This is a genomic window from Pseudomonas sp. PDM30, from assembly GCF_019218985.1.
Lineage (GTDB): Bacteria > Pseudomonadota > Gammaproteobacteria > Pseudomonadales > Pseudomonadaceae > Aquipseudomonas > Aquipseudomonas jessenii.
The window spans coordinates 197,858-224,215 of sequence record NZ_JAHUWM010000008.1 but is presented as its reverse complement, the minus strand read 5'-3'; the positions used below and the strand labels follow the sequence as shown (position 1 = coordinate 224,215).

28 protein-coding genes and 2 pseudogenes are annotated in these 26,358 nt (G+C 61.7%); 11 read left to right on the top strand and 19 right to left on the bottom strand.

Annotation, left to right across the window (positions count from 1 at the left end):
* Positions 1–25 precede the first annotated feature (25 nt).
* The 7 genes from hyi to KW840_RS19905 all read left to right on the top strand — a co-directional run bounded on the left by hyi (position 26) and on the right by KW840_RS19905 (position 7,702).
* Positions 26–808, top strand: a complete 783-nt coding sequence (gene hyi, locus KW840_RS19935) for a hydroxypyruvate isomerase (RefSeq protein ID WP_090453874.1) — start codon at positions 26–28, stop codon at positions 806–808.
* Between the two features lie 156 nt (positions 809–964).
* Positions 965–1,858: a 2-hydroxy-3-oxopropionate reductase gene (locus KW840_RS19930; RefSeq protein ID WP_057715850.1), complete on the top strand. Its 894-nt coding sequence runs from the start codon at positions 965–967 to the stop codon at positions 1,856–1,858.
* Positions 1,859–2,020: 162 nt separating this feature from the next.
* Positions 2,021–3,301 (top strand): glycerate kinase, encoded by a 1,281-nt coding sequence (locus KW840_RS19925; RefSeq protein WP_057715851.1) that lies wholly within the window; start codon positions 2,021–2,023, stop codon positions 3,299–3,301.
* Positions 3,291–4,706 carry a pyruvate kinase gene (gene pyk, locus KW840_RS19920; RefSeq protein WP_218497138.1) on the top strand — a complete coding sequence of 472 codons (1,416 nt, stop codon included), beginning with the start codon at positions 3,291–3,293 and terminating at the stop codon, positions 4,704–4,706. The genes KW840_RS19925 and pyk overlap by 11 nt, the downstream gene beginning before the upstream one ends.
* Positions 4,707–4,851: 145 nt before the next feature.
* The gene (locus KW840_RS19915; RefSeq protein WP_218497135.1) at positions 4,852–5,766 is read left to right on the top strand and encodes an urea transporter; all 915 of its coding nucleotides are present in this window, start codon (positions 4,852–4,854) and stop codon (positions 5,764–5,766) included.
* A gap of 21 nt (positions 5,767–5,787) precedes the next feature.
* A complete protein-coding gene (locus KW840_RS19910) occupies positions 5,788–6,612 on the top strand; it encodes an ion transporter (protein ID WP_057715854.1) in 825 nt (274 codons plus the stop codon).
* Between the two features lie 91 nt (positions 6,613–6,703).
* Positions 6,704–7,702, top strand: coding sequence for a sulfate ABC transporter substrate-binding protein (locus tag KW840_RS19905; RefSeq protein WP_102669706.1), 999 nt, complete (start codon positions 6,704–6,706; stop codon positions 7,700–7,702).
* Between the two features lie 129 nt (positions 7,703–7,831).
* Here the strand turns inward: KW840_RS19905 and KW840_RS29040 are convergent.
* Positions 7,832–7,927: pseudogene (locus KW840_RS29040) on the bottom strand (hypothetical protein); the annotation flags it as partial.
* Positions 7,928–8,096: 169 nt separating this feature from the next.
* On the opposite strand from KW840_RS29040, the gene KW840_RS19900 reads away from it, so the two are divergent.
* Together KW840_RS19900 and KW840_RS19895 are read left to right on the top strand one after the other, a co-directional pair.
* Positions 8,097–9,302: an MFS transporter gene (locus KW840_RS19900; protein ID WP_218497133.1), complete on the top strand. Its 1,206-nt coding sequence runs from the start codon at positions 8,097–8,099 to the stop codon at positions 9,300–9,302.
* A 60-nt stretch (positions 9,303–9,362) separates the two neighbouring features.
* Positions 9,363–9,647: pseudogene (locus KW840_RS19895) on the top strand (LysR substrate-binding domain-containing protein); the annotation flags it as partial.
* A gap of 14 nt (positions 9,648–9,661) precedes the next feature.
* On the opposite strand, the gene phnN reads toward KW840_RS19895, so the two are convergent.
* The 11 genes from phnN to ccmA form a co-directional block, all read right to left on the bottom strand.
* Positions 9,662–10,213 carry a phosphonate metabolism protein/1,5-bisphosphokinase (PRPP-forming) PhnN gene (gene phnN / locus KW840_RS19890; protein WP_218497258.1) on the bottom strand — a complete coding sequence of 184 codons (552 nt, stop codon included), beginning with the start codon at positions 10,211–10,213 and terminating at the stop codon, positions 9,662–9,664.
* A gap of 406 nt (positions 10,214–10,619) precedes the next feature.
* Complete coding sequence (locus KW840_RS19885; RefSeq protein WP_079246789.1) at positions 10,620–11,027, bottom strand: hypothetical protein; 408 nt, start codon at positions 11,025–11,027, stop codon at positions 10,620–10,622.
* 14 nt (positions 11,028–11,041) lie between these two features.
* The gene (ccmI, locus tag KW840_RS19880) at positions 11,042–12,244 is read right to left on the bottom strand and encodes a c-type cytochrome biogenesis protein CcmI (protein WP_057715859.1); all 1,203 of its coding nucleotides are present in this window, start codon (positions 12,242–12,244) and stop codon (positions 11,042–11,044) included.
* Positions 12,237–12,710, bottom strand: coding sequence for a cytochrome c-type biogenesis protein (locus KW840_RS19875; RefSeq protein WP_218497131.1), 474 nt, complete (start codon positions 12,708–12,710; stop codon positions 12,237–12,239). The genes ccmI and KW840_RS19875 overlap by 8 nt, the downstream gene beginning before the upstream one ends.
* On the bottom strand, positions 12,707–13,243 hold the full coding sequence (locus tag KW840_RS19870) for a DsbE family thiol:disulfide interchange protein (protein WP_218497129.1): 537 nt from the start codon (positions 13,241–13,243) through the stop codon (positions 12,707–12,709). The genes KW840_RS19875 and KW840_RS19870 overlap by 4 nt, the downstream gene beginning before the upstream one ends.
* The gene (locus tag KW840_RS19865; RefSeq protein WP_218497126.1) at positions 13,240–15,228 is read right to left on the bottom strand and encodes a heme lyase CcmF/NrfE family subunit; all 1,989 of its coding nucleotides are present in this window, start codon (positions 15,226–15,228) and stop codon (positions 13,240–13,242) included. The genes KW840_RS19870 and KW840_RS19865 overlap by 4 nt, the downstream gene beginning before the upstream one ends.
* 3 nt (positions 15,229–15,231) lie before the next feature.
* Positions 15,232–15,687, bottom strand: coding sequence for a cytochrome c maturation protein CcmE (gene ccmE / locus KW840_RS19860; protein WP_008052305.1), 456 nt, complete (start codon positions 15,685–15,687; stop codon positions 15,232–15,234).
* Positions 15,684–15,860, bottom strand: coding sequence for a heme exporter protein CcmD (ccmD, locus tag KW840_RS19855; RefSeq protein WP_057715863.1), 177 nt, complete (start codon positions 15,858–15,860; stop codon positions 15,684–15,686). Before ccmD ends, ccmE begins: the two co-directional genes overlap by 4 nt.
* Positions 15,857–16,612, bottom strand: coding sequence for a heme ABC transporter permease (locus tag KW840_RS19850; protein ID WP_102669713.1), 756 nt, complete (start codon positions 16,610–16,612; stop codon positions 15,857–15,859). The genes ccmD and KW840_RS19850 overlap by 4 nt, the downstream gene beginning before the upstream one ends.
* A gap of 73 nt (positions 16,613–16,685) precedes the next feature.
* The gene (ccmB, locus tag KW840_RS19845) at positions 16,686–17,354 is read right to left on the bottom strand and encodes a heme exporter protein CcmB (protein WP_007983326.1); all 669 of its coding nucleotides are present in this window, start codon (positions 17,352–17,354) and stop codon (positions 16,686–16,688) included.
* A complete protein-coding gene (ccmA, locus tag KW840_RS19840) occupies positions 17,351–17,986 on the bottom strand; it encodes a cytochrome c biogenesis heme-transporting ATPase CcmA (RefSeq protein ID WP_218497124.1) in 636 nt (211 codons plus the stop codon). Before ccmA ends, ccmB begins: the two co-directional genes overlap by 4 nt.
* A 199-nt stretch (positions 17,987–18,185) precedes the next feature.
* Here ccmA and KW840_RS19835 point away from each other — a divergent pair, with 199 nt between their 5' ends.
* Both KW840_RS19835 and KW840_RS19830 read left to right on the top strand, forming a co-directional pair.
* Complete coding sequence (locus KW840_RS19835; protein ID WP_218497121.1) at positions 18,186–19,760, top strand: flagellar hook-length control protein FliK; 1,575 nt, start codon at positions 18,186–18,188, stop codon at positions 19,758–19,760.
* A complete protein-coding gene (locus KW840_RS19830; RefSeq protein ID WP_218497119.1) occupies positions 19,757–20,086 on the top strand; it encodes an EscU/YscU/HrcU family type III secretion system export apparatus switch protein in 330 nt (109 codons plus the stop codon). The genes KW840_RS19835 and KW840_RS19830 overlap by 4 nt, the downstream gene beginning before the upstream one ends.
* A gap of 624 nt (positions 20,087–20,710) precedes the next feature.
* On the opposite strand, the gene KW840_RS19825 is transcribed toward KW840_RS19830, so the two are convergent.
* The 7 genes from KW840_RS19825 to KW840_RS19795 form a co-directional block, all read right to left on the bottom strand.
* Positions 20,711–21,106 (bottom strand): DUF2802 domain-containing protein, encoded by a 396-nt coding sequence (locus tag KW840_RS19825; protein WP_218497117.1) that lies wholly within the window; start codon positions 21,104–21,106, stop codon positions 20,711–20,713.
* Positions 21,107–21,592 (bottom strand): chemotaxis protein CheW, encoded by a 486-nt coding sequence (locus KW840_RS19820; RefSeq protein WP_007980742.1) that lies wholly within the window; start codon positions 21,590–21,592, stop codon positions 21,107–21,109. It abuts the gene before it with no gap.
* 76 nt (positions 21,593–21,668) lie between these two features.
* Positions 21,669–22,610, bottom strand: coding sequence for a CheW domain-containing protein (locus KW840_RS19815; protein WP_218497107.1), 942 nt, complete (start codon positions 22,608–22,610; stop codon positions 21,669–21,671).
* Between the two features lie 126 nt (positions 22,611–22,736).
* Entirely contained in the window at positions 22,737–23,525 is a 789-nt protein-coding gene (locus tag KW840_RS19810) for a ParA family protein (protein WP_008000390.1), read from the bottom strand.
* A 43-nt stretch (positions 23,526–23,568) separates the two neighbouring features.
* A complete protein-coding gene (gene motD / locus KW840_RS19805; protein ID WP_056721611.1) occupies positions 23,569–24,459 on the bottom strand; it encodes a flagellar motor protein MotD in 891 nt (296 codons plus the stop codon).
* 12 nt (positions 24,460–24,471) lie between these two features.
* Complete coding sequence (locus KW840_RS19800) at positions 24,472–25,212, bottom strand: flagellar motor protein (protein WP_057715870.1); 741 nt, start codon at positions 25,210–25,212, stop codon at positions 24,472–24,474.
* A complete protein-coding gene (locus tag KW840_RS19795; RefSeq protein WP_218497105.1) occupies positions 25,212–26,336 on the bottom strand; it encodes a chemotaxis response regulator protein-glutamate methylesterase in 1,125 nt (374 codons plus the stop codon). Before KW840_RS19795 ends, KW840_RS19800 begins: the two co-directional genes overlap by 1 nt.
* Positions 26,337–26,358: the final 22 nt, after the last annotated feature.

The window sequence follows — 26,358 nt, the reverse complement described above, 5'->3', positions numbered from 1 at the left end:
CACCATACATATTCAGGAGACCACCATGCCGCGTTTCGCAGCCAACCTGTCCATGCTGTTCACCGAACAGGACTTTCTTGCCCGTTTCGAAGCGGCCGCCAAAGCCGGCTTCAGTGGTGTCGAATACCTGTTCCCGTACGACTTCAGCTCCGCCGAAATCAAGGCCCAGCTCGATGCCAACGGTCTGACCCAAGTGCTGTTCAACCTGCCGGCCGGCGACTGGGCCAAGGGCGAGCGCGGTATCGCCTGCCTGCCGGACCGGGTCGAAGAGTTCCGTGCCGGTGTCGACCTGGCCATCGCTTACGCGCAAGTGCTGGGCAACACCCAGGTCAACTGCCTGGCCGGTATTCGTCCGCAGGGCTTTGACGATGCCACCGTGGAGAAAACCTTCGTCGCCAACCTCAAGTACGCGGCCGACAAGCTGCAAGCGGCGGGCATCAAACTGGTGATGGAAGCGATCAACACCCGTGACATTCCAGGTTTCTACCTGAACAACACGGCGCAAGCCCTGTCGATTCGCGAGCAGGTCGGCAGCGCCAACCTGTTCCTGCAATACGACATCTATCACATGCAAATCATGGAAGGCGATCTGGCCCGCACCCTGCAATCGCACCTGGGCGAGATCAACCACGTGCAGCTCGCGGACAACCCGGGGCGCAACGAACCAGGCACCGGTGAAATCAACTACCGCTTCCTGTTCGAACACCTGGACCGCATCGGTTACCAGGGCTGGGTCGGTTGCGAATACAAGCCGCTGACCACCACCGAAGCGGGACTGGGCTGGCTCAAGACCCATAACGCAATCTGATGTAGATCCCTGTGGGAGCGAGCTTGCTCGCGATAGCGGTGGGACAGTCGACATCGATGCTGAATGTTATGGCCCCATCGCGAGCAAGCTCGCTCCCACAAAGAGCAGTACTCCCCTATTTGCTTGAAGCAGCAATAAAAACAAGAGGATTTTCTCATGGCTAAAATCGGATTTATCGGCACCGGCATCATGGGCCACCCAATGGCGTTGAACCTGCAGAAAGCCGGTCACAGCCTGTTCCTGTCGGCCCACCACGACCCTGCGCCTGCCGACCTGGTCGCCGCTGGCGCCGTTGCCCTGGCGAACCCGAAGGAAGTCGCCCAGGAAGCCGAATTCATCATCGTCATGGTGCCGGATACCCCACAGGTCGATGACGTACTGTTCCGCGCTGATGGCGTTGCCGCCGGTGTTGGCAAAGGCAAAGTGGTGATCGACATGAGCTCGATCTCGCCGACCGCCACCAAGGCTTTCGCAGCAAAGATCAACGAAAAAGGCGCGCAATACCTCGACGCCCCGGTCTCTGGCGGTGAAGTCGGCGCCAAGGCCGCGACCCTGAGCATCATGGTTGGCGGCGATGCCGACGCCTTCGAGCGCGCCCTGCCACTGTTCCAGGCCATGGGCAAGAACATCACCCTGGTCGGTGGCAACGGCGACGGTCAAACCGCCAAGGTGGCCAACCAGATCATCGTGGCCCTGAACATCCAGGCCGTGGCCGAAGCCCTGCTGTTCGCTTCGAAAAACGGTGCCGATCCGGCCAAGGTGCGTGAAGCACTGATGGGCGGTTTCGCGTCCTCGAAGATCCTCGAAGTGCACGGCGAGCGCATGATCAAGGGCACCTTCGATCCAGGCTTCCGCATCAGCCTGCACCAGAAGGACCTGAACCTGGCCCTGCAAGGCGCCAAGGAGCTGAACATCAACCTGCCGAACACCGCCAACACCCAACAAGTGTTCAGCACCTGCGCGGCCATCGGTGGCAGCAACTGGGACCACTCGGCGCTGATCAAGGGCCTGGAACACATGGCGAACTTCTCGATTCGCGATAAGAAGTAAGCCCCTGCCCGAAACTGCATCAAACCTGTGGGAGCGAGCTTGCTCGCGATGAGGCCCTGACTATCAACATCCATGTTGACTGACACACCGCTATCGCGAGCAAGCTCGCTCCCACAGGAACCCGAGTTGCCCTTCAAATAACAAGAATTCCGGGAGCCCGCCATGTCGGTCGATCCGCAACAATTGCTGCGCGAGCTGTTTGCCACAGCCATCGATGCGGCGCATCCGCAACAAGTCCTCGAAGCCCATTTGCCTGCCGACCGCAGCGGCCGCGTGATCGTCATTGGCGCTGGCAAAGCCGCAGCCGCCATGGCCCAGGTGGTCGAGCGCTGCTGGCAGGGTGAAGTGTCCGGCCTGGTGGTGACCCGCTACGGTCACGGCGCACCTTGCGAAAAAATCGAAGTGGTCGAAGCCGCACATCCGGTACCGGACGCTGCAGGTCTGGCGGTGGCCAAGCGTGTGCTGGAACTGGTCAGCGACCTGAACGAATCCGACCGCGTGATCTTCCTGCTCTCCGGCGGTGGCTCTGCCCTGCTGGCACTGCCGGCCGAAGGCATCACCCTGGCCGACAAGCAGTCAATCAACAAAGCCCTGCTCAAGTCCGGCGCCACCATCGGCGAGATGAACTGCGTGCGCAAGCACCTCTCGGCGATCAAGGGTGGGCGTCTGGGCAAAGCCTGCTGGCCTGCCACGGTTTATACCTATGCGATTTCCGATGTGCCGGGCGACCTCGCCACGGTCATCGCCTCCGGCCCTACCGTGGCCGACCCGAGCACGTCGGCCGAAGCGCTGGCGATCCTCAAGCGCTACGCCATCGAGGTTCCGGCTTCGGTGCGCGCCTGGCTGCAAAGCCCCGAATCGGAAACCGTCAAACCCGGTGACCCGAGCCTGGCACGCAGTCATTTCCAGTTGATCGCCCGCCCGCAGCAATCCCTTGAAGCGGCGGCGGTGAAATGCCGTCAGGCCGGGTTCAGTCCGCTGATCCTCGGCGACCTTGAAGGCGAATCCCGCGAGGTGGCGAAAGTCCACGCCGGCATCGCACGGCAGATCGTCCTGCACGGTCAGCCGCTGGCGGCGCCCTGCGTGATTCTCTCGGGCGGTGAAACCACCGTCACCGTGCGCGGCAATGGCCGTGGCGGGCGCAATGCCGAGTTCCTGCTCAGCCTGACCGACAGCCTCAAGGGCCTGCCCGGCGTCTATGCGCTGGCCGGTGACACCGACGGCATCGACGGTTCCGAAGACAACGCCGGCGCGATCATGACCCCGGACAGCTACGCCCGCGCCGCGGCAAAGGGCCTGAGCGCCAGCGACGAGTTGGATAACAACAACGGTTACGGCTACTTCGAGGCGCTGGACGCCCTGATCGTCACCGAGCCGACCCGTACCAACGTCAACGACTTCCGCGCCATTCTGATCCTTGAGAGCACTAAACATGACGCCTGATAAAAAGGTCAAAATCCTCGCCACGCTCGGCCCGGCCATCGACGGCATCGATGCCATCCGTGAACTGGTGCTGGCCGGGGTCAACATCTTCCGCCTGAACTTCAGCCATGGCGATCATGCTGACCACGCCCAGCGTTTCCAGTGGATTCGTGAAGTCGAGCGTCAGCTCAATTATCCATTGGGCATCCTGATGGACCTGCAAGGCCCGAAACTGCGGGTCGGCAAGTTCGCCGAAGGCAAGGTGCAACTGGTTCGCGGCCAGGCCTTGCGCCTGGACCTCGATGCCACGCCGGGCGATGAGCGCCGGGTCAACCTGCCCCACCCGGAAATCATCGCCGCGCTGGAGCCGGGCATGGACCTGCTGCTGGACGATGGCAAGTTGCGTCTGCGGGTGGTGACCAAGTACGCCGACGCCATCGACACCACCGTGCTCAATGGCGGCGAACTGTCGGACCGCAAAGGCGTGAACGTGCCGCAAGCGGTGCTCGACCTGAGCCCGCTGACCGCCAAGGATCGCCGCGACTTGACCTTCGGGCTGGAGTTGGGTGTGGACTGGGTGGCGCTGTCGTTCGTGCAACGTCCCGATGACATCCGCGAAGCCCGTACCCTGATCGGCGACAAGGCGTTCCTGATGGCCAAGATCGAGAAGCCCTCTGCCGTCGAGCAACTGCGCGAGATCGCCGAATTGAGCGACGCGATCATGGTCGCCCGGGGTGACTTGGGCGTGGAAGTGCCGGCCGAAAGCGTGCCGCAGATCCAGAAGAACATCATCAGCACCTGCCGCCAGCTCGGCAAACCGGTGGTGGTCGCCACTCAGATGCTGGAGTCGATGCGCTTCTCACCCGCGCCAACCCGCGCCGAAGTCACCGATGTGGCCAACGCCGTGGCCGAAGGTGCGGACGCGGTGATGCTGTCGGCGGAAACCGCATCCGGCGAATACCCGCTCGAAGCCGTGCAGATGATGAGCAAGATCATCCGCCAGGTGGAAAACGGGCCGGACTATCAGACTCAACTGGACGTCAGCCGGCCGAAAGCCGAGGCGACTGTTTCAGATGCGATCAGCTGCGCCATTCGCCGTATCAGCAACGTGTTGCCGGTGGCGGTGCTGGTCAACTACAGCGAGTCCGGTGCGTCGAGCCTGCGTGCGGCGCGGGAGCGGCCGACGGTGCCGATCCTCAACCTGACACCAAACCTGCAGACCGCCCGTCGCCTGAGCGTGGCGTGGGGTGTGCACTCGGTGGTCAACGACCGCCTGCGTCAGGTCGATGAAGTCTGCTCGACGGCACTGGAAATTGCCCAGGCCCAGGGCATGGCGCAGCGTGGCGACACACTGTTGATCACCGCAGGTGTGCCCTTTGGCCAGCCGGGGTCGACTAACTCTCTGCGTATCGAGACATTGATCTAGCGCCTGTACCGGCCTTATCGCGAGCAAGCTCGCTCCCACATTGGTTTTGTGTCGTTCACGGAACCAAGACTGAACAAAGATTCAGTGTGTGAGCGAGCTTGCTCGCGATGCAGGCAACCCGGTCCCACTGACTTTCAGACCTGCCATGCCTGCCAACCATTTCAACACCCACTGCCCCGACTGGGCCGAAGCCTTGCTCAACGGCTTCAGCCAGATCTTTCTCCAGCGCAATCCGCTGTGCGGCCTGCTGTGCGTCCTGGCCATTTTGTTCACGGCGCCCGCCTTGCTCGGCGGCGCCTTGCTCGGTGGTGTCGCCGGGCTGCTCACCGCGCAACGCCGCAACTATGCCAAGGCTGATCGTCAGGCCGGGTTGTTCAGCTACAACGGCGTGCTGCTCGGACTGTTACTGAGCCTGTATTTCCCCTGGTCGGCGATGATGCCGCCACTGATTCTGGCCGCCGGTGGCCTGAGCGCGATGGTCACCCAACAGTGGCTCAAGCGCGTCCGGTTCAGCCAATACCTGCCGGCCTACACCGCGCCCTTCGTTGGGCTGGGCTGGTTGCTGCTGTGCTTCGCCACGCCCTCGACAGAGCCGCACTTGATCGAAGTCAGCACCCTGAACATGCTCGCCGCGCCACTCAAAGGCCTCGGCCAGGTGATGTTCCTCGGTCATCCGCTGGCCGGTGCGATGATTGCCGCCGGTTTGCTGATCGCTGATCGCCGCGCATTCTGCTGGGCGTTGCTGGCCTCAGTCGCGGGCATGGGCTGGAGCCTGCTGAACCACGACTTCTATACCGCACTGCTCGGCCTCGGTGGCTATAACGCCGTGCTGGCCGCCCTCGCCTTCAGCTCCCAGCGTCGCCAACCGTGGCTGCCGCTGGTTGGCATCGGCCTGGCGCTGTTGCTGACGCCGCTGTTTGCCGCCATCGGTCTGCCCACCCTGACCGCGCCGTTCATTCTTGCCGGCTGGCTGATTCGCAGCGTCGTGCAAATGCTCGGCAAAGCCACCGTCGAAAGCACGCCTTGCGCTACCGGGGAGAATCAACCTAGGCTGCGCTGATTTGCGGCCAAGGCGATCGGCATGATCAGCAACGACACGTGGCGTAATCGCCTGTACGTGATTATTTTCCAGACCGACACCGTCGCCGGTCGACGCTTCGACTCCACCCTGCTGCTGATCATCTTCGCCAGCCTGGTAGTCGTGATTCTGGACAGCATCGATGACGTTCACCAGCACTACGCCAGCCTGCTGGCGTACATCGAGTGGGGCTTCACGGCGATCTTCCTCGGCGAGTACATCCTGCGCCTATACTGCTCGCCCAAGCCCCTGCGCTACGCCTTCAGTTTCTATGGGCTGGTGGACCTGCTGGCCATCGTGCCCGGCATCCTCGCGCTGTACTACAGCGATGCCCAGTACCTGCTGATCATCCGGGTGATCCGGATGCTGCGGATCTTCCGCGTGCTCAAGCTCGGCCCGTACCTCAAGCAAGCTCATTACCTGCTCGATGCCCTGCGTGGCAGCAAGCAGAAGATCCTTGTGTTCCTGCTCAGCGTCTGCACCCTGGTGACAGTATTCGGCACCCTGATGTATGTGGTCGAAGGCCCGCAACATGGCTTCACCAGCATTCCCAAGGGCATTTACTGGGCTATCGTGACGTTGACCACCGTCGGTTACGGCGACATCGTGCCCAAGACCGCACTGGGCCAGGTCATCTCGTCGATGGTGATGATCACCGGTTACTCGATCATCGCCGTGCCCACCGGGATCTTCACCGCCGAACTGGCCACGGCCATGCGTGGCGGCCAGTTGCAGCACGACTGCCCGGTGTGTGCGAAAAACAGCCACGAACAGGAAGCGTCGTTCTGTTCCCGTTGCGGTAATGCGCTGTTCAGGAAACGGGAATAAGCAAAGAGCTTTTTAATCTTTAAAGGACTATACGTGCCCAGTTATAGTCGCTGGCAAATTGCCCCACTTTTAATAGAACAAGGAATGCGCAGTGAAAAAACTCTTTGGCGCCTCGCTTATCGCCGCTGGCCTGGCCCTGGGCAACATCGCCCAGGCTGCACCGACCCTGCTCAACGTTTCCTACGACGTGATGCGCGATTTCTACAAGGACTACAACACTGCGTTTCAGAAACACTGGCAAGCCGAGCATAACGAAAACATCACCCTGCAAATGTCCTTCGGCGGCTCCAGCAAACAGGCGCGTTCGGTCATCGACGGCTTGCCGGCCGACGTCATCACCATGAACATGGCCACCGACATCAACGCCCTGGCGGACAACGGCAAACTGGTCCCGGACAACTGGGTCACGCGCCTGCCGAACAACAGCGCGCCGTTCACCTCGGCCACCGTGTTCATCGTGCGCAAGGGCAACCCGAAAGCCCTGAAAGACTGGCCGGACCTGCTCAAGGACGGCGTTCAGGTCATCGTGCCAAACCCGAAAACCTCCGGTAACGGTCGCTATACCTACCTCTCGGCCTGGGGCTACGTGCTGAAAAACGGCGGCGACGAGAACAAGGCCAAAGACTTCGTCGGCAAACTGTTCAAGCAAGCGCCGGTACTCGACACCGGTGGCCGTGCCGCCACCACCACCTTCATGACCAACCAGATCGGCGACGTGCTGGTGACCTTTGAAAACGAAGCGGAAATGATCGCCCGCGAGTTCGGTCGTGATCAGTTCGAAGTCATCTACCCAAGCGTTTCCGCCGAAGCCGAACCACCGGTGTCGGTGGTCGACAAGACCGTCGACAAAAAAGGCACCCGTGCAGCGGCCGAGGAATACCTGAAGTACTTGTGGTCGCCGGAAGGTCAGGAAATTGCCGCGGCAAACTACCTGCGCCCGCGTGACCCAGCCGTGCTGGCCAAGTACACCGACCGTTTCCCGAAAGTAGACTTCCTGTCGGTCGAGAAGACCTTCGGCGACTGGCGCACCGTGCAGAAGACCCACTTCAATGATGGCGGGGTTTTCGACCAGATCTACAGCGGCAAGTAATCGACCGAAACACTGCAACTTCAGTGGGAGCGAGCTTGCTCGCGATGACAATTGAACAGTCAGCATCGTCGTTGACTGCCATTACGCTATCGTGAGCAAGCTCGCTCCCACAGGTTCTGCGACATCCCGCTACATCGGCGGCGTCACGCCATCCTTACCCGCCGAAATGGATTGGGCGGTGAGCGTGCCGTCAGCGCCCTGCGTCACAAAGGTCACGATCTTCACGAACAAGATGTAAGTGAATGTATCATTCACCCTCGATGTTCTGACGCAAGACACACGCGTTCGTCAGTCATTCCGCAATGGAATGATTGCTATCACTCCAATCCCACTTCCGCCGTTTCAGTCAGCCCATTAGCCTGCGCGCATTCCTTTCCGTACAGCGAGACCCGTTATGAACCCAGCGACCCAGGTGCCCCACGGCACCGCGACAATGACCCGAGGCATGGTGCTGCTGTTCGCCTTCTGCTGCGGCGCCATTGTCGCCAATATCTACTACGCCCAGCCGATCATCGGCCTGATCGCGCCGGACATTGGCCTGACCAACACCATGGCCAGCCTGATCGTTTCCTTGACTCAGATCGGCTATGCGCTGGGACTGTTTTTCCTGGTGCCGCTGGGGGATCTGCTGGAGAACCGCCGGTTGATGATCATCACCACGCTAGTGGCAATTGTCAGCCTGCTAGGTGCGGCGTTTACCGACCAGCCGAACGTGTTTTTGCTGATTTCGCTGTTGGTGGGGTTCAGTTCGGTTTCGGTGCAAATCCTGATTCCGTTGGCCGCGCACCTGGCACCGGAAGAAACCCGTGGCCGTGTGGTGGGCGGGATCATGGGTGGGTTGTTGCTCGGCATTCTGCTGGCCCGACCGGTGTCCAGCGTGGTGGCCGACCACTTCGGCTGGCGGGCGATGTTTGTGATTGCCGCGGTGTTGATGGCGGCCATCAGCATCGTACTGGCCGTGACCATTCCCAAGCGTGAGCCTGATCACAGCGCGTCCTATGGCCAGTTGCTGGGCTCTCTGTGGACGCTATTGCGCAAGCAACCGGTCCTGCGCCAGCGTGCGTTTTACCAAGGCTGCATGTTTGCCACCTTCAGCCTGTTCTGGACCGCCGTGCCGCTGGAACTGGCGCGCAATCACGGTTTGTCGCAAAGCGAGATCGCGATCTTCGCCCTGGTCGGGGCCATCGGCGCCATTGCTGCCCCGATCGCCGGTCGCCTGGCCGATGCCGGTCACACCCGCATCGCATCGTTGCTGTCCCTGCTGTTTGCCAGCTTGAGTTTCATGCCGGCGTTTATCCATCCGGCCTACAGCGTCATCGGCCTGGCGGTGACCGGCGTGGTGCTCGACTTCTGCGTGCAGATGAACATGGTCCTCGGCCAGCGTGCGGTCTACGCCCTCGACGGCAAAAGCCGCAGCCGCCTGAATGCGCTGTACATGACCAGCATCTTCATCGGCGGCGCCTTCGGCTCTTCGGTGGCCAGCGCGGTGTACGAACACGGCGGCTGGTTGTGGATCGTGATCGTCGGCAGCGCGTTTCCGCTGTTGGCGTTGTTGCGGTTCTTGAGTGTTTCGCAGAAGGCTTCGCTGGCGACGGCGTAAGCCTCAAAACCCGGTCGGATCGCCGCCCGGAGCAGGCTCGCTCCCACAGTGGATCGGCCGTTCAACAAGGCCGGCGAGGAGCAATCGGTCATCGTCAGCGGCCGGATCCGCGTCAACGCCGCCGAAGGCCTGCGTGAAGCCGTGCTGGCCCATCAAGGGCTGGCCATGGCCTCGCAATGGATGTTTGCGCCGGAACTGGCCGACGGTTCGGTCCGGGAAGTGATGAAGGACTGGGCACTGCCGGACCTGGATTTGTGGACGGTTTTCCCTACAGGGAGAATGGCCAGCGCCAACGCTCGGGCATTCGTGGAGTATGTGCAGGGGTTGTTGGCCTGGAAGGCCTGACAGGCAGCCGGGAGTTACTCGTCAATGCAGACCAGCAACCGTTCGACCGTTTGCTCAAGCGGCCCTGAGTTGTCGAGCAAGTGCACGGCCGGGTCCTCCGCCAGCAATTGCTCGCTGAATCGGGCATTGCGTGCCAACCGCTGATCGATCTCGATCGGCGATTCCCGCCTGCGTTCCAGCAAGCGCTGGCGCAGTACTGCCTGATCCACAGTCAACAACAGCACCAACGCGTTCGGATAGCGCTGGCGCGTGTTCTGCAAATGCCCTCGAGAGCCATTGATCAGCACGTCCTGCCCGGCGGCCAGCCAATCGTCGATTTCCCGCGGGATGCCATAGGACAACCCGTTGGCGTGCCAGCTCAGGGCAAACGCGCCCTGGGCCTCCATTTCGGAGAACTGCTGTTCACTGACGCCCAGCGCCGCTTCGCCAACGGCTTCCGCCGAACGCGTGATGACCCGCCGCACGACGCGGCAGCCTCGTTCGGCCAACCGTGTACGCGCGGCATCCAGCAGGCTGTCCTTGCCCGAACCTGAAGGCCCGATGAGATAGATCAACCTGCCCGCCATCAAACCACCCTCTTCATTTGTCGCCCTGTTTGCCAGCCCCACGGCAGACCGTCCTGATTGCGCTTGCGCCAGATCAGCCTGCAGGCCCCGCGTATGATCCATCACCGACACAGGTTGCACCAGCGGGTTTTCCGACGGGTCACGGTATACGCTGAGGGTGTCCTCGCAGCGCAGGTCAATCCGGCGTTGGAGGCTGTGGGTGCTTGGCTTGCCTGCGATGACGGAGTGTTTTTTACCGGTGTACATATCCGTTTCTGCGGTCACGGCCATTTAGGGTTCCGCCCTTATGTATGGACTCATTCAGGCCGCCATCGCGAGCAAGCTCGCTCCCACAGAATTCAGCAGTGACCCACCAATCACATTCCGGCAGGCACAAAAAAGGCGACCCGAAGGTCGCCTTTTTGCGTTACTGCCCGAATTTCCGCCCCAGGCCACCCGGTACACCCTGGATGTCAGTATCTTCCCACGGCCCTTGCGGACTAATCGACCGACTCCAACCATTATCCCAGCGGTAATAGGTACGTTGGCGATAAAAGGTATTGGGCTGGTCATCAAGCACATACACCCCAAGCTTCGGATCCCAATGGCTATTGCCCCCCGGTGGTGGCGCGAAGCTGGCAGAAGTGCGTGGCAACGGCTTGGAGGGTTTGGCCGGGATGGTCGGCTTGCTCGGTACAGGCGACGTCGATGGCGTGGGGCTAGGCTGCGACGGCGGGAACGGTGGTGGTGCCTGATGTTCCGTTGGTTGCTGGACCGCACAAGCGCTTAACCCCAAAACAGCGCTGAGCAGGGCAATACGAGCAATGGCGGTCATGGTGGCGTTTCCTGTTATTTATCCGGGCTGTCGATGGTCAGTGTCTGCGGCGCGGTGGTGCTGCTGGCCAGGGGCTGGCTGCGACCAATCCATTCGCCGGCGGTCGGTTTGCCGGCACGGGAAATGCGCGCAACCAGTTGGACTTCAGGGAAGTTCGACAGTTTCAATTGCGGCATCATTGCGTCGGCGTCGCCCAGTTCGACGGTCACCGGCAGGTCGGCCACGGTCATGCGCTTGACCGCCAGCGGGGCTGGAGGACCGGAGATCGCACGGGCGAAGATGAACACGCTGTCGCCAGGCTGGACCTTGGATTTGAGGTCCGCGGCCAGATCGACACTGACCTTGAGCAACGCCGAGGCCTTGGCCGCCGGTGCTTGTGCAACCTTGCCGCCACTGGCCACCAGCTTTTCCGTGGCCCGGGTAATTCCGCCTTGCAGCGCCTCGCGGGACTTGTCCTCCGGCGGCAGCTGCGCCAACAGGCGATTCCAGTAATCGATGGCGTCCTGATAACGCTCGCTTTCAAACGCGGCAATGCCAAGCAAGCCAAGGCTGGTGACTTCTTTCGGATCGGTCTTGAGCGCTTCGTCGGTCAGGGCCTGGACCTTGTCCGACCACTTCTTGCCATCGGCGAAGTACTGGGCCTGGGCCCATTGACCGAGCAACTCGGGCTGGCGACCGGCCAGGCTCACGGTGCGTTCGAACATCTTCGCCGCGTCCGCCGGACGATCCTGAGCCATGTAGGTGCGACCGAGGAAATACATGCCTTCAGCGGAATCCGGTTGAGCGGCGACCGCACGTTCCAGGCGCCGCGTCATCTCTTCCATCGACTGGGGTGCCTGGGAGAATTCGCGGGTCAGTTCGACCTTGTCGCTGGCACCGAAATGCAGATACAGGCCCAGGCCCAGCACCGGCACCAGAATGGCCGCCAGCAACGGCAGGGGTTTGCCCAGACGCGACACCCGTGGCGCTTCAGCGCCTTCGGTGTCCGCCAGCAACTCACGGGCAGCTTCGGCGCGACCGGCGTCCATTTGCGCGGCATCGAGCACGCCCTCTTCCTGCTGAGTCTGCAACTCAGTCACGCGCTCCTGATACAGCGCGACGTTCAGGGCGGTACGATCCTCTTCGCGCTGGGCGCGACGGCTGCGCAGCACCGGGATCAACAGAAAACTCAGGGCAACCAGAAGCAGCAGACCTGCAGCGAGCCAGAAATCAATCATTCTTGGTTTTATCCAACAGGTGGTCGAGGCGCGAGCGCTCCTCGGCAGAAAGCGAGTCCGGGGTGCCGGCGCGTTGCACGCGACGACGGCGGACGATCACCGCGATGATCACGACACCGCCCAGCAGCAGGCCGGCGGGGCCGAACCAGAGCAAGGCGGTCTTGGCGTTCAGCGCAGGCTTGTAGCGGACGAAATCACCGTAGCGATCGACCATGAAGTCGATGATCTGCTGGTTGTCCTTGCCCTCGCCGAGCATGCGGAAAATCTCTTTGCGCAGGTCGGCGGCAATCGGTGCGTTGGAATCGGCGATGTCCTGATTCTGGCACTTGGGGCAACGCAGCTCCTTGGTCAACTCGCGGAAACGCTCGCGGTCTTCTTCCTTGGCGAACTCGTAGGTGTCGATGGCCGCGTGGGCCACGCCCGCCAGGCTCAAGCCCAGGACAACGGCAGCGAACCAGCGCTTCATGGCTTGGCCTCGTCGACCAGCGCCTGGTACTTGCCCGCCAGTTTTTCACGCCAGACCTGCTCGTCGATCACGCCGACGAACTTGTCACGGATGATGCCCTTGGCGTCGATGAAGAAGGTTTCCGGTGCGCCATACACGCCGAGGTTCAGGCCCAGCGAGCCTTCGTCGTCACGAATGTCCAGCGCATACGGGTTGTGGAAGTCCTTCAGCCACTTCAAGGCATCAACGTTGACGTCCTTGTAGTTGATGCCGTAGATCACCACGCCCTGCTGGGCCAGTTTGTTCAACACCGGGTGCTCGACCCGGCAGGAAATGCACCAGGTGCCCCAGACGTTGACCAGCGCCGGTTTGCCCAGAATGTCAGCGCGGGTCAGGGTCTTGTCGCCCTGCACCGACGGCAGGGAAAACTCCGGGAACGGCTTGTTGATCATGGCCGAAGGCAGCTCGGCCGGATCCAGGTACAACCCACGGTAAAGGAATACCGCGACCACCAGAAAAATCGCCAGTGGCAGCAACATCAACCAACGCTTCATGCAGTGGCTCCCGACATGCCCAGTGCTTCGCGCACGCGGCTTTTGACCTTGACCCGATAACGCCGATCCAGCGCCGCCAGCAACCCGCCTGTACCTGTCAGCAAGCCGCCGAACCAGATCCAGCGCACGAACGGCTTGACGTGCACACGCACAGCCCAGGCGCCGTTACCCAGTGGTTCACCGAGGGCGACATAGAGGTCGCGGGTGAAACCGGCGTCGATACCCGCTTCGGTCATCACCGAGTTCTGCACGGTATAGAGGCGTTTTTCCGGGTGCAGCACGCTGATTTCCTTGCCGTTGCGGATCACCCGCACGGTGCCCTTGTCGGAGGTGAAGTTCGGGCCTTCGAAGTGTTTGGCGCCTTCGAAGACGAACTGATAGCCGCCCAGGTCCATGGATTCACCGGGCGCCAGGCGCAGGTCGCGCTCGGCACTGTTCTGGCTCGACAGCACGACACCCAGCGCACACACGGCGATGCCCAGGTGCGCGATCTGCATGCCCCAGTAGCTGCGGGTCAGGGTTGGCAGTCCTTTGATCAGGCCCTTGTGGCGAGTCTTGTCGAAGATGTCACGCACGCCGGCCAGCAACACCCAGGCAGCGAGCATGAAGGTCGCGAGCACGGCCCAGTTGAAATCGCCGTAGGCGATGCCGGCCACTACGGCCAGCGCGGCACTGCCGAGCAGGACCGGGGTGAGCATGCTTACCAGCCATTTCACCGGAGTGTCTTTCCAGCGCACGATCACGCCGACCGCCATCACCACCATCAGCAATGCCATCAACGGAATGAACAGCGCGTTGAAGTATGGCGGACCGACGGACAGCTTGGCACCGGTCATGGCGTCCAGAATCAGCGGATACAAGGTGCCGAGCAGAATCATCGACGCGGCCACCACCAGCACCAGGTTGTTACCCAACAGCAGGGTTTCCCGGGACCAGAGGTTGAAGCCCACCTGGCTCTTGACCACCGGCGCGCGCAGGGCGAACAGCGTCAGCGAACCACCGACCACGAACAGCAGGAAAATCAGGATGAACACCCCGCGCTCCGGGTCGGACGCAAAGGCGTGCACCGAGGTCAGCACGCCGGAACGCACGAGGAAGGTGCCCAGCAGACTCAAGGAGAATGCGGCGATGGCCAGCAACACGGTCCAGCTTTTGAACACGCCACGTTTTTCCGTGACCGCCAACGAGTGAATCAGTGCGGTGCCCACCAGCCATGGCATGAACGAGGCGTTTTCCACCGGGTCCCAGAACCACCAGCCACCCCAGCCGAGTTCGTAGTACGCCCACCACGAACCGAGGGTGATGCCGATGCCGAGGAACGCCCAGGCCACGATGGTCCACGGACGCGACCAGCGCGCCCAGGCAGCATCCAGGCGACCGCCCATCAGCGCGGCGATGGCGAAGGCGAAGGCCACCGAGAAGCCGACGTAGCCCATGTACAGCATCGGCGGGTGAACGATCAGGCCGATGTCTTGCAGCAGCGGGTTGAGGTCGGCACCGTCGGTGGGCATTTGCGGCAGGATGCGCTTGAACGGGTTGGAGGTCATGATCAGGAACAGCAGGAAACCGGTGCTGATCATGCCCATCACCGCCAGCACGCGGGCCAGCATGACCTGCGGCAATTGCCGGGAAAACACCGATACCGCAAAGGTCCAGCCGCCGAGAATCAAGGCCCACAACAGCAGCGAACCTTCGTGGGCACCCCACACGGCGCTGAACTTGTAGTACCACGGCAAGGCACTGTTGGAGTTGTTGGCCACATAGGCCACGGAGAAATCGTCGACCATGAAAGCGTAGGTCAGGCAACCGAAGGCGAACAGCAAGAACGCGAACTGCCCCCACGCGGCCGGCTGGGCCAGGCTCATCCAGAAGCGGTCACCGCGCCAGGCACCGACCAATGGCACCACGGCCTGAACCAGCGCGAAACACAGCGCCAGGATCATGGCCAGGTGGCCCAATTCGGGAATGAAGATTCCAGCTGTCATCAGTTAGCCCTCTTTCGCGGGAGTGGGTGCCGACTGGCCGCTGTCTTTCAACGCCTTGGTCACTTCCGGCGGCATGTACTTTTCATCGTGCTTGGCCAGCACTTCATCGGCCACCACGACGCCGTCAGCGTTGAGTTTGCCCAGGGCAACAATGCCCTGCCCTTCGCGGAACAGGTCCGGCAGGATGCCGCGATAAGTGATGGTCACGGATTTGTTGAAGTCGGTGACGACAAACTTCACGTCCAGCGAGTCGCCGGAGCGCTGCAAGGAACCGGCTTCGACCATGCCGCCGGCACGGATACGCGTGTCCTGCGGGGCTTCGCCGTTGGCGATCTGGGTCGGTGTGTAAAACAGGTTGATGTTCTGCTGCAGGGCACTCAGGGCCAGGCCAACGGCAGCGCCGACCCCGACCAGGATCGCGAGAATGATGATAAGACGCTTTTTACGCAGCGGATTCACTTGCCGTTCTCCCGGCGCAGACGGCGCGCCTCTTGTTGCAGATACCGCTTGCGGGCCAGGATCGGCGCCGCCACGTTGAGGGCCAATACCGCCAGGCAGATGCCATAGGCTGACCAGACATACAGGCCATGATGACCCATGGCGACGAAGTCGCCGAATGAAGCAAAACTCATCGAGCGACCTCCAGGCTGTTTTCGACTTCGGTTTTGACCCAACTGGCCCGGGCTTCGCGCTTGAGCACTTCAAGACGCATGCGCAGCAGCAGGACCGCGCCGAAGAAACAGTAGAAACCCAGCGCCGTCAGCAGCAGTGGCAGCCACATCTCGGCTGGCATCGCCGGTTTTTCGGTGAGGGTGAAGGTCGCGCCCTGGTGCAGGGTGTTCCACCACTCCACCGAGTACTTGATGATCGGGATGTTGATCACACCAACGATCGCCAGCACCGCACAGGCCTTGGCCGCGCTGTCACGATTGCTGATGGCGTTGCCCAATGCAATGAGACCGAAGTACAGGAACAGCAGGATAAGCATGGACGTAAGGCGTGCATCCCAGACCCACCACGAGCCCCAGGTCGGCTTGCCCCAGATCGCCCCGGTGACCAGCGCCACGGCGGTCATCCAGGCGCCGATGGGTGCCGCGCATTGCAGGGCGACGTCGGCCAGTTTCATCTTCCACACAAGGCCGACGATGCCGCACACGGCCAGCATCACGTAGATGGACTGCGCCAGCATGGCGGCCGGAACGTGGATATAGATGATGCGGAAGCTGTTGCCCTGCTGGTAGTCCGGCGGCGCGAAGGCCAGGCCCCAGACCACGCCAACGCCGATCAGCAGCAACGCCGCAACGCTCAGCCAGGGCAGCATTTTGCCGCTGATGCCGTAAAACCATTTGGGCGAGCCAAGCTTGTGAAACCACGTCCAGTTCATACTGTTTCCATCACGGTTGCTCTTTACTGTGAAGAGCCTGGGCCTTTACTGATCAAATTTTGACCAGACCTCATTATTCGCCGACGCTGATCTTCAAGCCAGCGGCTATTGCAAAAGGTGTCAGGGTTATCGCCAAGGCGGTCAGGCTGCCAAGCCATAGGAGATAACCGGTCGCCGGCATTCCCTGCAAGGCCGCCTGCAAGGCGCCACTGCCAAGGATCAATACCGGGATGTACAACGGCAGAATCAGCAGTGCCAGCAACAGGCCACCGCGCTTCAAGCCCACCGTCAGCGCCGCACCCACCGCACCGAGCAGGCTCAGTACCGGTGTACCGAGCAGCAACGAAAGCAGCAACACCGGCAGACAGGCGGCAGGCAAACCGAGCATCAGCGCCAGCAAGGGTGCGAGCAAAACCAGTGCCAGACCGGAAAAAGCCCAGTGTGCCAGCACTTTGGCCAAAACCAGAAGAGGCAGGGGGTGCGGCGAAAGGACCCACTGCTCAAGGGATCCGTCTTCGAAATCACTGCGGAAAAGCCCGTCCAGCGAGAGCAGAACCGATAAAAGTGCCGCGACCCAGACCAACCCCGGAGACAAGGTTTGCAACAATTGAGACTCGGGGCCGACCGCCAACGGGAACAGGGAAACGACGATGGCGAAGAACACCAGCGGATTGGCCAGTTCAGCCGGACGGCGAAACAGCAGACGAGCCTCGCGGGCGACCAGCAGGCCGAAAACACTCATACGGCCCAGCTCCCCAGATCGATGTCGCGATAAGCGGCCGGCATCCGGCTCAGCGTGTGGTGGGTGGTCAACACCACCATGCCGCCACGTTCGCAGTGGCCGGCCAGGTGTTCTTCGAGTTGCGCCACGCCTTGCTTGTCGAGAGCGGTGAACGGCTCATCGAGAATCCACAACGGCGGGCTGTCCAGATACAAACGCGCCAGTGCGACGCGACGCCGCTGCCCAGCGGACAGAGTGTGGCAGGGAACATCTTCGAATCCGCGCAATCCGACCGCCGCCAAGGCTTGCCAGATCGCCTCACGGGAGGCCGGTTGATGCAAGGCGCACAGCCAGCTCAGGTTCTCTTCCGGCGTCAGCAGATCCTTGATCCCGGCCGCATGGCCGATCCACAGCAGATTGCGCGCCAGCTCAGCGCGCTGCTCATCAAGGGGCTTGCCGTTGAGCAGCACTTGACCGGCGGTCGGATGCATCAGCCCGGAGAGCAGGCGCAACAGGCTGGTCTTGCCGCTGCCGTTGGGGCCGCTGATTTGCATCATTTCGCCACTGGCCAGTCTCAAATCGAGATTTTCGAAGAGCAGCCGAAGGTCTCGCTCACAGGCAAGGGCAACGGTTTGCAGGACAGGACTGGTCAAGGGATCACGGGCCTTATACGGTTCAAGTCGGCTCTGGCGCGGCCGTTAAAGAGATGCAGCATAGATGCAATGGCGTCTTGTTCTAGAGAGCTGCGTCAAACAATTGCAAAGTTTTCGCCATTATTGGATACAACGGCGCGGCATTATACATGCCATACCTTACTCTAAAGAGTGCATTTTCCTCAGGTTGTGACCGCGTATGACAGGCGAAATGAACATCCTCCCGCTACCGCAAACCCTCCCGGCGACTTCGCGCCCGCAGGTGGTCAGCGGTGAGTTGCTCAAGTTGCTGACGCCGGTGGAGGGGCTGATCAGCGTCGGTCAAACCGCCCAGGCCGAAGTGTTGTCGCTCAAGCAGGCGGACCAGACTTTCCAGATGCTGCTCAAGGTCACCCTCGACAGCGGCCGCCAGACCACGGTCCAGACCACCAGCAATCAACCGCTGGCCCAGGGCACCACGCTGGTCGTCACCCAGCCCTCGGCCGGCAACCTGGCCGTGACGGTGCAACAGGCCATTGCTTCCAACCTCGCCACCCTCACCCGCCTCGACACCGCGCAACTGCCCGTTGGCACCCTGCTGCAGGGCAAAGTGCTGACCTCGCAAGTGCTGCCCCAGGTGCCCGGCCAGCCCATGGTGTTTCGCTCGATGGTGGGCCTGCTCAACACCGCACTGAGCGGCAGCACACTGAGCATCGACAGCCCGCAACCCTTGCGCATCGGCACCTTGTTGAGCGCACAGGTGCAGGACGCTCAGACCGTGAAGTTCGTGCCCCTGAGCAGCCGACAGGAACAACTGGCGGTGACCCAGCAACTGGTCGACCAGCAAAGCCGCCAGGGCTCGCTGGATAGCTTGCTCAAGCGCCTGCAGAACCTTCCGCCCTCGGACCAGACATCCGTTGAATTGCGCAGCGCTGCTGCCCGTTTGCTCGCCGGCTTGCCGGATGTTCAACAGTTGAGCACCCCCAAGGGCCTGGCCCAGGCCCTGGCCAGTAGCGGCATGTTTCTCGAAAGCAAACTGCTGACCGGGCAAAACCCGACGCTCGCGCCGGACATGAAAGGCGATTTGCTCAAACTGGTTGCGCAGTTGAGTCAGGGCTTGCCAGCCAACACCAGCCTCGGCGCGATCATCGCCGCCAATACCCTGGCCCAGGCCATGCCGAATTTTGTCCGCAATGCCCTGGGCATGCTCGGTCAGGTCAGTGCCAAGCCGTCGCCGACCGGTTTCCCGCTGCCCGAACGTCTGTTAAAAGGTGCCGACGGTGAAAACGACCTCGAACACCTGCTTCGCCTGGCCGCCGCCGCGGTTTCACGCCTGCAAAGCCATCAACTGTCGAGCCTGGAACAGACCGGCGTAACCGCCGACGGACGGCTGATGAGCACCTGGCAGCTGGAAATCCCGATGCGCACAATGCAGGACATCGTGCCCTTGCAGGTCAAGTTCCAGCGCGAAGACGCCCCCGAAAAACAACAGCCAAAGGAGCGTCGCGAAGAACACGAACCCAAGCAACAGCTGTGGCGTGTGGAGCTGGCCTTCTCCATGGAGCCTTTGGGGCCGCTGCAAATCCAGGCGCAACTGATCAAGGGCAGCCTCTGCGGCCAGCTCTGGGCCGAGCGGCCATACACCGCCAGCCTGATCGAAAGCAATTTGGCCGAGCTGCGTGATCGCCTGCTGTCCGCCGGCCTGAACGTCGGCGACCTGGACTGCCACCTCGGTACACCGCCCCAAGGCCCGCAAACCCGCCTCGAACAACGCTGGGTCGACGAAACCGCATGAAAAACCCCAACGCCCCACGCCAGGCCATCGCTCTCAAATACGACTGCACCCACGCCCCCACCCTCACCGCCAAGGGCGACGAAGAGCTGGCGGAAGAAATCCTGCGCATTGCCCGCGACTGCGAAGTGCCGATCTACGAAAACGCCGAACTGGTGAGACTGCTGGCGCGCATGGAACTGGGGGACAGCATTCCGCAGGAACTCTATCTGACGATTGCCGAGATCATTGCGTTTGCGTGGAGTTTGAAGGGGAAGTTTCCGGCGGGGCAGGATTTGGATGCGCTGATGGTCGAGAAGGATATTACCGAGCGCGGGGAAGACTACTGAGGATTCGAGGGCGCCTTCGCGAGCAGGCTCGCTCCCACAGATGATCTGCGGTGAACACATGTTCTGTGTCCGACATAGAACCATTGTAGGAGCGAGCCTGCTCGCGATGGAGGCATGAGCGCCGCGTTTCTTCAGGAGGTCCGCGTCATCGTTGACGTCCATCGCGAGCAAGCTCGCTCCCACAGATGATCTGCGGTGAACACATGTTCTGTGTCCGACATAGAACCATTGTAGGAGCGAGCCTGCTCGCGATGGAGGTATGAGCGCCGCGTTTCTTCAGGAGGTCCGCGTCATCGTCGACGTCCATCGCGAGCAAGCTCGCTCCCACAGGTGATCTGCGGTGAACACATGTTCTGTGTCCGACATAGAACCATTGTAGGAGCGAGCCTGCTCGCGATGGAGGCATGAGCGCCGCGTTTCTTCAGGAGGTCCGCGTCATCGTTGACGTCCATCGCGAGCAAGCTCGCTCCCACAGGTGATCTGCGGTGAACTCATGTTCTGTGTCCGACATAGAACCATTGTAGGAGCGAGCCTGCTCGCGATGGAGGCATGAGCGCCGCGTTTCTCCAGGAAGCCCGCGTCATCGTTGACGTCCATCGCGAGCAAGCTCGCTCCTACAGATTTCTAGCTGTTCTTGTGCAACTTGCTCATCAACTCCGCCTCAGCCTGGGTCAAGCCGCAGGACTGGGTCAGTTCGTTGACGCTGGCGCCCATCCCGACCAGTCGCGCCGCCTGGGCGAACGACAGGCTTGAGGGGTCGCGTTGTTCCAGCTGGGCGAGTTTGTCCGGCAGGGGCGCAACGATCGCCCGCAGTTCATGCAGGTCCTCGCCCATGCGCACATTGCCGTTCTGGTAATCCTCGACGCGCCTGGCCAGGTCCTTGATGCGCTGATCGCGCAGCGCATCACCCTGGGCCTGTTGCGCGGCGATCTGCTTTTGACCGCGAATGTACGCCAGGAACATTGCCAGCGTGCCTGCCCAAAACAGGAACAGGACAATGACCGCAACCTCGAGAATCAATCAGATACTCTCCAGTTCCGACCATTCTTCTTCGCTCATCATCTTGTCGAGCTCGACCAGGATGAGCAATTCGTTGTTCTTGTTGCATACGCCTTGAATGAACTTGGCGGACTCTTCGTTACCCACGTTCGGCGCGGTTTCGATTTCCGACTGACGCAGGTAAACCACTTCGGCCACGCTGTCGACCATGATCCCGACCACCTGCTTGTCGGCTTCGATGATGACGATACGGGTGTTGTCACTGATCTCGGCATTCATCAGGCCGAAGCGCTGGCGGGTGTCGATCACGGTGACGACGTTGCCGCGCAGGTTGATGATGCCCAGCACGTAGCTCGGGGCACCCGGGACCGGGGCGATTTCGGTGTAACGCAGGACTTCCTGGACGCGCATCACGTTGATGCCGTAGGTCTCGTTGTCCAGCTTGAAGGTGACCCATTGCAGGATCGGATCTTCGGAACCTTTTGCCGCCGTTGCCTTGTCATTCATACCCTGACCCCTCAAGAAACCGCCCTGGCGGTGTGTGTTCTGTGCAACATCATCAGAGTGACGTCGCCTGTTTTGTTTATTTGACTGATGTCGGTTTGTGGCCCGGCTTGTCGCCGGACATGTGCCGGGCTCCGCCGCTGGCGATCAACTCGGCCAGTGAGGCGACATCGAGCAAGGCGCACATGTGTTCAATTACCGTGCCGGCGAGCCATGGCCGCTGACCTCGGTGACTTCTCCATTTGATTTCATTCGGGTTCAGGCGCAACGAGCGGCTGACCTGATGCACTGCCAGCCCCCACTCGTAGCCTTGCACCGAAATCACGTATTGCAGACCTTGCTTGAAATCGTCGCGGTATCGGTCGGGCATGACCCAACGCGCGGTATCGAGCACCTTGAGATTGCCGGCCTGGCTCGGCAGGATGCCCAGGAACCATTCGGGCTGGCCGAACAATGGGGTCAACTCGTGGCCGGCCAGGGAGTAAATCGACCCCAGGCACACCAGCGGCACCGCCAGGGTCAAACCGGCGACATCGAACAGCAGGCATTCGAAGGGTTCGGCAGCCCAGGACGGACGACCGTCGGTTTCCACCGGTGGCGGCGTATTGCTTGGCGGCAGATGAACTTCGACGACTGGCGGCACCAGTGCCTGAGGCACTTCGACAACAGCTGGCTCCGGTGCTGGTTGCACTTCGATGGCCTGCGGCACCAACGCCTGGAGCAACGGTGCGATGGTCGATACCGGCGCCAGCATGGGTGCCGGTGCTTCGACCACGGCTACTGGAGCCTTCGCTACCGGCGTGACCACAGGAGCGGGAGCAACCACAATTTTTTGCGCATCGTGGGCCTGTTCTTCGAGCACTGCCGCCTGGAATTCGTCCAGCGCCGCTTCAACCTCGACCACCCGGGGAGGCGCTTCGATTTGTGGCGCAAATTCCTCGGTGATGTCCTGCAGCAAGCTGTCCAGATAAGACTGAAGCGCCAGTTGCGGGCGCGAGGTGGTCTTAAACGGCCGGTTCATGGCTGCCCCCCTGCAGGAGCGAGCTTGCTCGCGAAAAACTGTCGGGAAACGCGATCATCCAGACAGCGCACGTAATCGTTGTCGTCCATCGCGAGCAAGCTCGCTCCTACAGGGATTGGTTTCATCTCATGCCACCTGCGGCACAAGTTGCGCCGCCAGCAAATGCTTGAGCAACGCACGGTAAGCGAGAACGCCACGGCTCTTGCCGTCGAATTGTGAAGGCGTCAGACCGGCGCGGCTGGCATCGCGCAGGCGCGTGTCCACCGGGATATAGCCTTGCCAGATTTCGTCGGGGAATTTGTCGCGCAGCACGCGCAACGTTCCGAGGGACGCCTGGGTGCGGCGGTCAAACAGGGTCGGCACGATGGTGAAGGGCAGCGCCTGTTTGCGAGAGCGATTGATCATCGCCAGGGTGTTGACCATGCGCTCAAGGCCTTTGACCGCCAGATGCTCGGTCTGCACCGGGATCACCAGTTGCTGGCTCGCCGCCAAGGCATTGACCATCAGCACGCCGAGCAATGGCGGGCTGTCGATCACGGCGTAATCGAAGTCCTGCCACAGTTGCGCCAGGCTCTTGGCAATCACCAGGCCCAAACCGCTCTGCCCCGGCGACTGGCGCTCAAGGGTGGCCAGTGCGGTGCTGGAGGGCAGCAGGGAGATGCGCTCGTCACTGGTCGACAGCAGCAGTTGACCCGGCAGGCCTTGGGGCACGTTGCCTTTGTGCAGGAACAAATCGTAGCTGCTGTGCTCCAGGGCGTCGGGATCGTAGCCGAAGTAGCTGGTCATGGAGCCGTGGGGGTCGAGATCGACCACGACCACGCGCTTGCCCGCCTCCGCCAGTAAACCGGCTAAAGCGATGGAGGAAGTGGTTTTACCGACACCACCCTTTTGATTGGCGACTGCCCAGACTCTCATTCGGATTGTTCCTCCCGGCCGAACGGATCGACCGAGAAATAGCTCAACGTGTTAATGCGGGTGACGGAGAATTGACGGCGTTCTCTCGTACCGGCGACTTGACCGGGGTCGGTGCAGTTTGTGTGCCAGCACGCTTCAAAGCGGCATCCGGTTGCGCATGGGCGGTTCCGGTGCCGGTCAGGCTGCGGCGAACATCGAGGTTGCGCGACACCACCAGCACCACGCGACGGTTGCGGGCGCGGCCTTCGGCGGTGGCGTTGTTGGCCACCGGCTGAAACTCGCCGTAGCCCACCGAAGCCAGGCGACCGGGGTTCACCCCCTGCATCGCCAGCATGCGCACGATGCTGGCCGAGCGGGCCGAGGACAGCTCCCAGTTGGTCGGGTACTGCGCGGTGCGGATCGGCTGATCGTCAGTGAAACCTTCGACATGGATCGGGTTGTCGAACGGCTTCAGGATCGCCGCGACCTTGTCGATGATGTTGAACGCGATGTCGCTGGGCATGGCGTCGCCACTGCCGAACAGCAGGCTGGAATTGAGCTCGATCTCAACCCACAACTCGTTGCCGCGCACGGTCATCTGGTTGGAGCTGATCAGGTCACCGAACGCCGCACTGATGTCGTCGGCGATGCTCTTGAGCGGATCGCTGGCGCCGGAGACGCCGGCATCGACCTGGTCACTGTCCTTGACCAGCGGCTTGGCCGGGGTCACGGTCTTCGGCCGCTCGTCACCGATGGGGATCGGCTTGAGCGAACGGTCGGAGTCGGTAAAGACCCCGATCAATGCCTCGGAAATGACCTTGTACTTGCCTTCGTTGATCGACGAGATGGAGTACATCACCACGAAAAAGGCGAACAGCAAGGTGATGAAGTCCGCGTAGGACACCAGCCAGCGCTCGTGGTTAACGTGTTCTTCCTGATGTCGACGACGGGCCATGAGCTTATTCCCTTAATCCATGAAGCCCTGAAGCTTCAACTCAATGGAGCGAGGGTTTTCACCTTCGGCGATCGACAGGAGCCCTTCCAGCAACATCTCGCGATAACGCGACTGACGTAACGCGATGGATTTGAGTTTGGCGGCAATCGGCAGCAGCACCAGGTTGGCACTGGCCACACCGTAGATAGTGGCGACGAACGCCACGGCAATACCGCTGCCCAGTTGCGATGGATCAGCGAGGTTGCCCATGACATGAATCAGGCCCATGACCGCGCCGATGATGCCGATGGTCGGCGCGTAACCGCCCATGCTTTCGAAGACTTTGGCCGCTTCGATGTCGCGGCTTTCCTGGGTGTAGAAGTCCACTTCCAGAATGCTGCGGATCGCTTCCGGCTCGGCGCCGTCAACCAGCAGTTGCAGGCCTTTGCGTGCGTAGTTGTCGGGCTCGGCGTCGGCGATGCCTTCAAGGCCCAGCAGGCCTTCCTTGCGGGCGGTCAGGCTCCAGTTCACCACGCGGTCAATGCCACCGGCCAGATCGACACGGGGCGGGAACAATATCCAGGCGAGGATCTGCATGGCGCGCTTGAAGGCACTCATCGGCGATTGCAGTAGCGCGGCGCCAATGGTGCCGCCGAGCACGATCAGCGCTGCCGGGCCGTTGGCCAGGGCGCCGAGGTGACCGCCTTCAAGGTAGTTGCCGCCGATGATCGCGACAAAGGCCATGATGATGCCAATCAGGCTTAGAACATCCATCAGATACAGGCCTCGACCAAGTGCTTGCCAATGTCGTCCAGGCTGTACACCGCGTCGGCGAGCTCGGCTTTGACGATGGCCATCGGCATGCCGTAGATCACGCAACTGGCTTCGTCCTGGGCCCAGATCGAACTGCCGCCCTGCTTGAGCAGGCGCGCGCCTTCGCGGCCGTCGGCGCCCATGCCGGTCAGGACTACCGCCAGAACTTTGTCACCGTAGGTCTTGGCTGCCGAACCGAAGGTGATGTCCACGCACGGCTTGTAGTTGAGACGTTCGTCGCCCGGGAGGATTTTCACCGCGCCGCGGCCGTCGATCATCATCTGTTTGCCACCCGGTGCCAGTAGCGCCAGGCCCGGACGCAGGATATCGCCATCCTCGGCCTCCTTGACGCTGATGCGGCAGAGCTTGTCCAGGCGCTCGGCGAAGGCCTTGGTGAAGGCCGCCGGCATGTGTTGAACCAGCACGATCGGGGCCGGGAAGTTGGCCGGCAATTGAGTCAACACTCGCTGCAGGGCGACCGGGCCGCCGGTGGACGTACCGATGGCCACCAGTTTGAAGGCTTTGCGTTTCGGCGCGGGCGACGACGCAGTGGCCGCATGCGTACGCGCAGGGATCGGTGCCGGACGCGCGGGCGCGCTGCTGCCGTAACCGCCGACGCTCGAAGGCGCAGCTGTTGGAGCAGGTGCGGCCACAGGGGCCGGAGCGCTGTAAGTGCTGACGCGACGATTGCTGCGCGAGATGCTCAGGATCTTCTCGCACAACAGTTGTTTGACCTTCTCGGGGTTGCGCGAGATGTCTTCGAAATTCTTCGGCAGGAAGTCCACCGCGCCGGCATCCAGCGCATCGAGGGTGACCCGGGCGCCTTCGTGGGTCAGCGAGGAGAACATCAGGACCGGGGTCGGGCAGCGTTGCATGATGTGCCGCACGGCGGTGATGCCGTCCATCATCGGCATCTCGTAGTCCATGGTGATCACATCCGGCTTGAGGGCCAGCGCCTGATCGATCGCCTCTTTGCCGTTGGTCGCCGTGCCGACGACCTGGATATTGGAATCCGCTGAAAGAATTTCCGAGACGCGGCGGCGGAAAAACCCCGAATCGTCCACCACCAGGACTTTGACTGCCATAAACACTCCATTAGATGGAGCG

Bases quoted from the DNA above. Each gene is read 5' to 3' on its own strand.
- hyi (WP_090453874.1), top strand. From the start codon at position 26: ATGCCGCGTTTCGCAGCCAACCTGTCCATGCTGTTCACCGAACAGGAC.
- KW840_RS19930 (WP_057715850.1), top strand. From the start codon at position 965: ATGGCTAAAATCGGATTTATCGGCACCGGCATCATGGGCCACCCAATG.
- KW840_RS19925 (WP_057715851.1), top strand. From the start codon at position 2,021: ATGTCGGTCGATCCGCAACAATTGCTGCGCGAGCTGTTTGCCACAGCC.
- pyk (WP_218497138.1), top strand. From the start codon at position 3,291: ATGACGCCTGATAAAAAGGTCAAAATCCTCGCCACGCTCGGCCCGGCC.
- KW840_RS19915 (WP_218497135.1), top strand. From the start codon at position 4,852: ATGCCTGCCAACCATTTCAACACCCACTGCCCCGACTGGGCCGAAGCC.
- KW840_RS19910 (WP_057715854.1), top strand. From the start codon at position 5,788: ATGATCAGCAACGACACGTGGCGTAATCGCCTGTACGTGATTATTTTC.
- KW840_RS19900 (WP_218497133.1), top strand. From the start codon at position 8,097: ATGAACCCAGCGACCCAGGTGCCCCACGGCACCGCGACAATGACCCGA.
- phnN (WP_218497258.1), bottom strand. From the start codon at position 10,213: ATGGCGGGCAGGTTGATCTATCTCATCGGGCCTTCAGGTTCGGGCAAG.
- KW840_RS19885 (WP_079246789.1), bottom strand. From the start codon at position 11,027: ATGACCGCCATTGCTCGTATTGCCCTGCTCAGCGCTGTTTTGGGGTTA.
- ccmI (WP_057715859.1), bottom strand. From the start codon at position 12,244: ATGATTGATTTCTGGCTCGCTGCAGGTCTGCTGCTTCTGGTTGCCCTG.
- KW840_RS19875 (WP_218497131.1), bottom strand. From the start codon at position 12,710: ATGAAGCGCTGGTTCGCTGCCGTTGTCCTGGGCTTGAGCCTGGCGGGC.
- KW840_RS19870 (WP_218497129.1), bottom strand. From the start codon at position 13,243: ATGAAGCGTTGGTTGATGTTGCTGCCACTGGCGATTTTTCTGGTGGTC.
- KW840_RS19865 (WP_218497126.1), bottom strand. From the start codon at position 15,228: ATGACAGCTGGAATCTTCATTCCCGAATTGGGCCACCTGGCCATGATC.
- ccmD (WP_057715863.1), bottom strand. From the start codon at position 15,860: ATGAGTTTTGCTTCATTCGGCGACTTCGTCGCCATGGGTCATCATGGC.
- KW840_RS19850 (WP_102669713.1), bottom strand. From the start codon at position 16,612: ATGAACTGGACGTGGTTTCACAAGCTTGGCTCGCCCAAATGGTTTTAC.
- ccmB (WP_007983326.1), bottom strand. From the start codon at position 17,354: ATGAGTGTTTTCGGCCTGCTGGTCGCCCGCGAGGCTCGTCTGCTGTTT.
- KW840_RS19835 (WP_218497121.1), top strand. From the start codon at position 18,186: ATGACAGGCGAAATGAACATCCTCCCGCTACCGCAAACCCTCCCGGCG.
- KW840_RS19830 (WP_218497119.1), top strand. From the start codon at position 19,757: ATGAAAAACCCCAACGCCCCACGCCAGGCCATCGCTCTCAAATACGAC.
- KW840_RS19820 (WP_007980742.1), bottom strand. From the start codon at position 21,592: ATGAATGACAAGGCAACGGCGGCAAAAGGTTCCGAAGATCCGATCCTG.
- KW840_RS19815 (WP_218497107.1), bottom strand. From the start codon at position 22,610: ATGAACCGGCCGTTTAAGACCACCTCGCGCCCGCAACTGGCGCTTCAG.
- KW840_RS19810 (WP_008000390.1), bottom strand. From the start codon at position 23,525: ATGAGAGTCTGGGCAGTCGCCAATCAAAAGGGTGGTGTCGGTAAAACC.
- motD (WP_056721611.1), bottom strand. From the start codon at position 24,459: ATGGCCCGTCGTCGACATCAGGAAGAACACGTTAACCACGAGCGCTGG.
- KW840_RS19800 (WP_057715870.1), bottom strand. From the start codon at position 25,212: ATGGATGTTCTAAGCCTGATTGGCATCATCATGGCCTTTGTCGCGATC.
- KW840_RS19795 (WP_218497105.1), bottom strand. From the start codon at position 26,336: ATGGCAGTCAAAGTCCTGGTGGTGGACGATTCGGGGTTTTTCCGCCGC.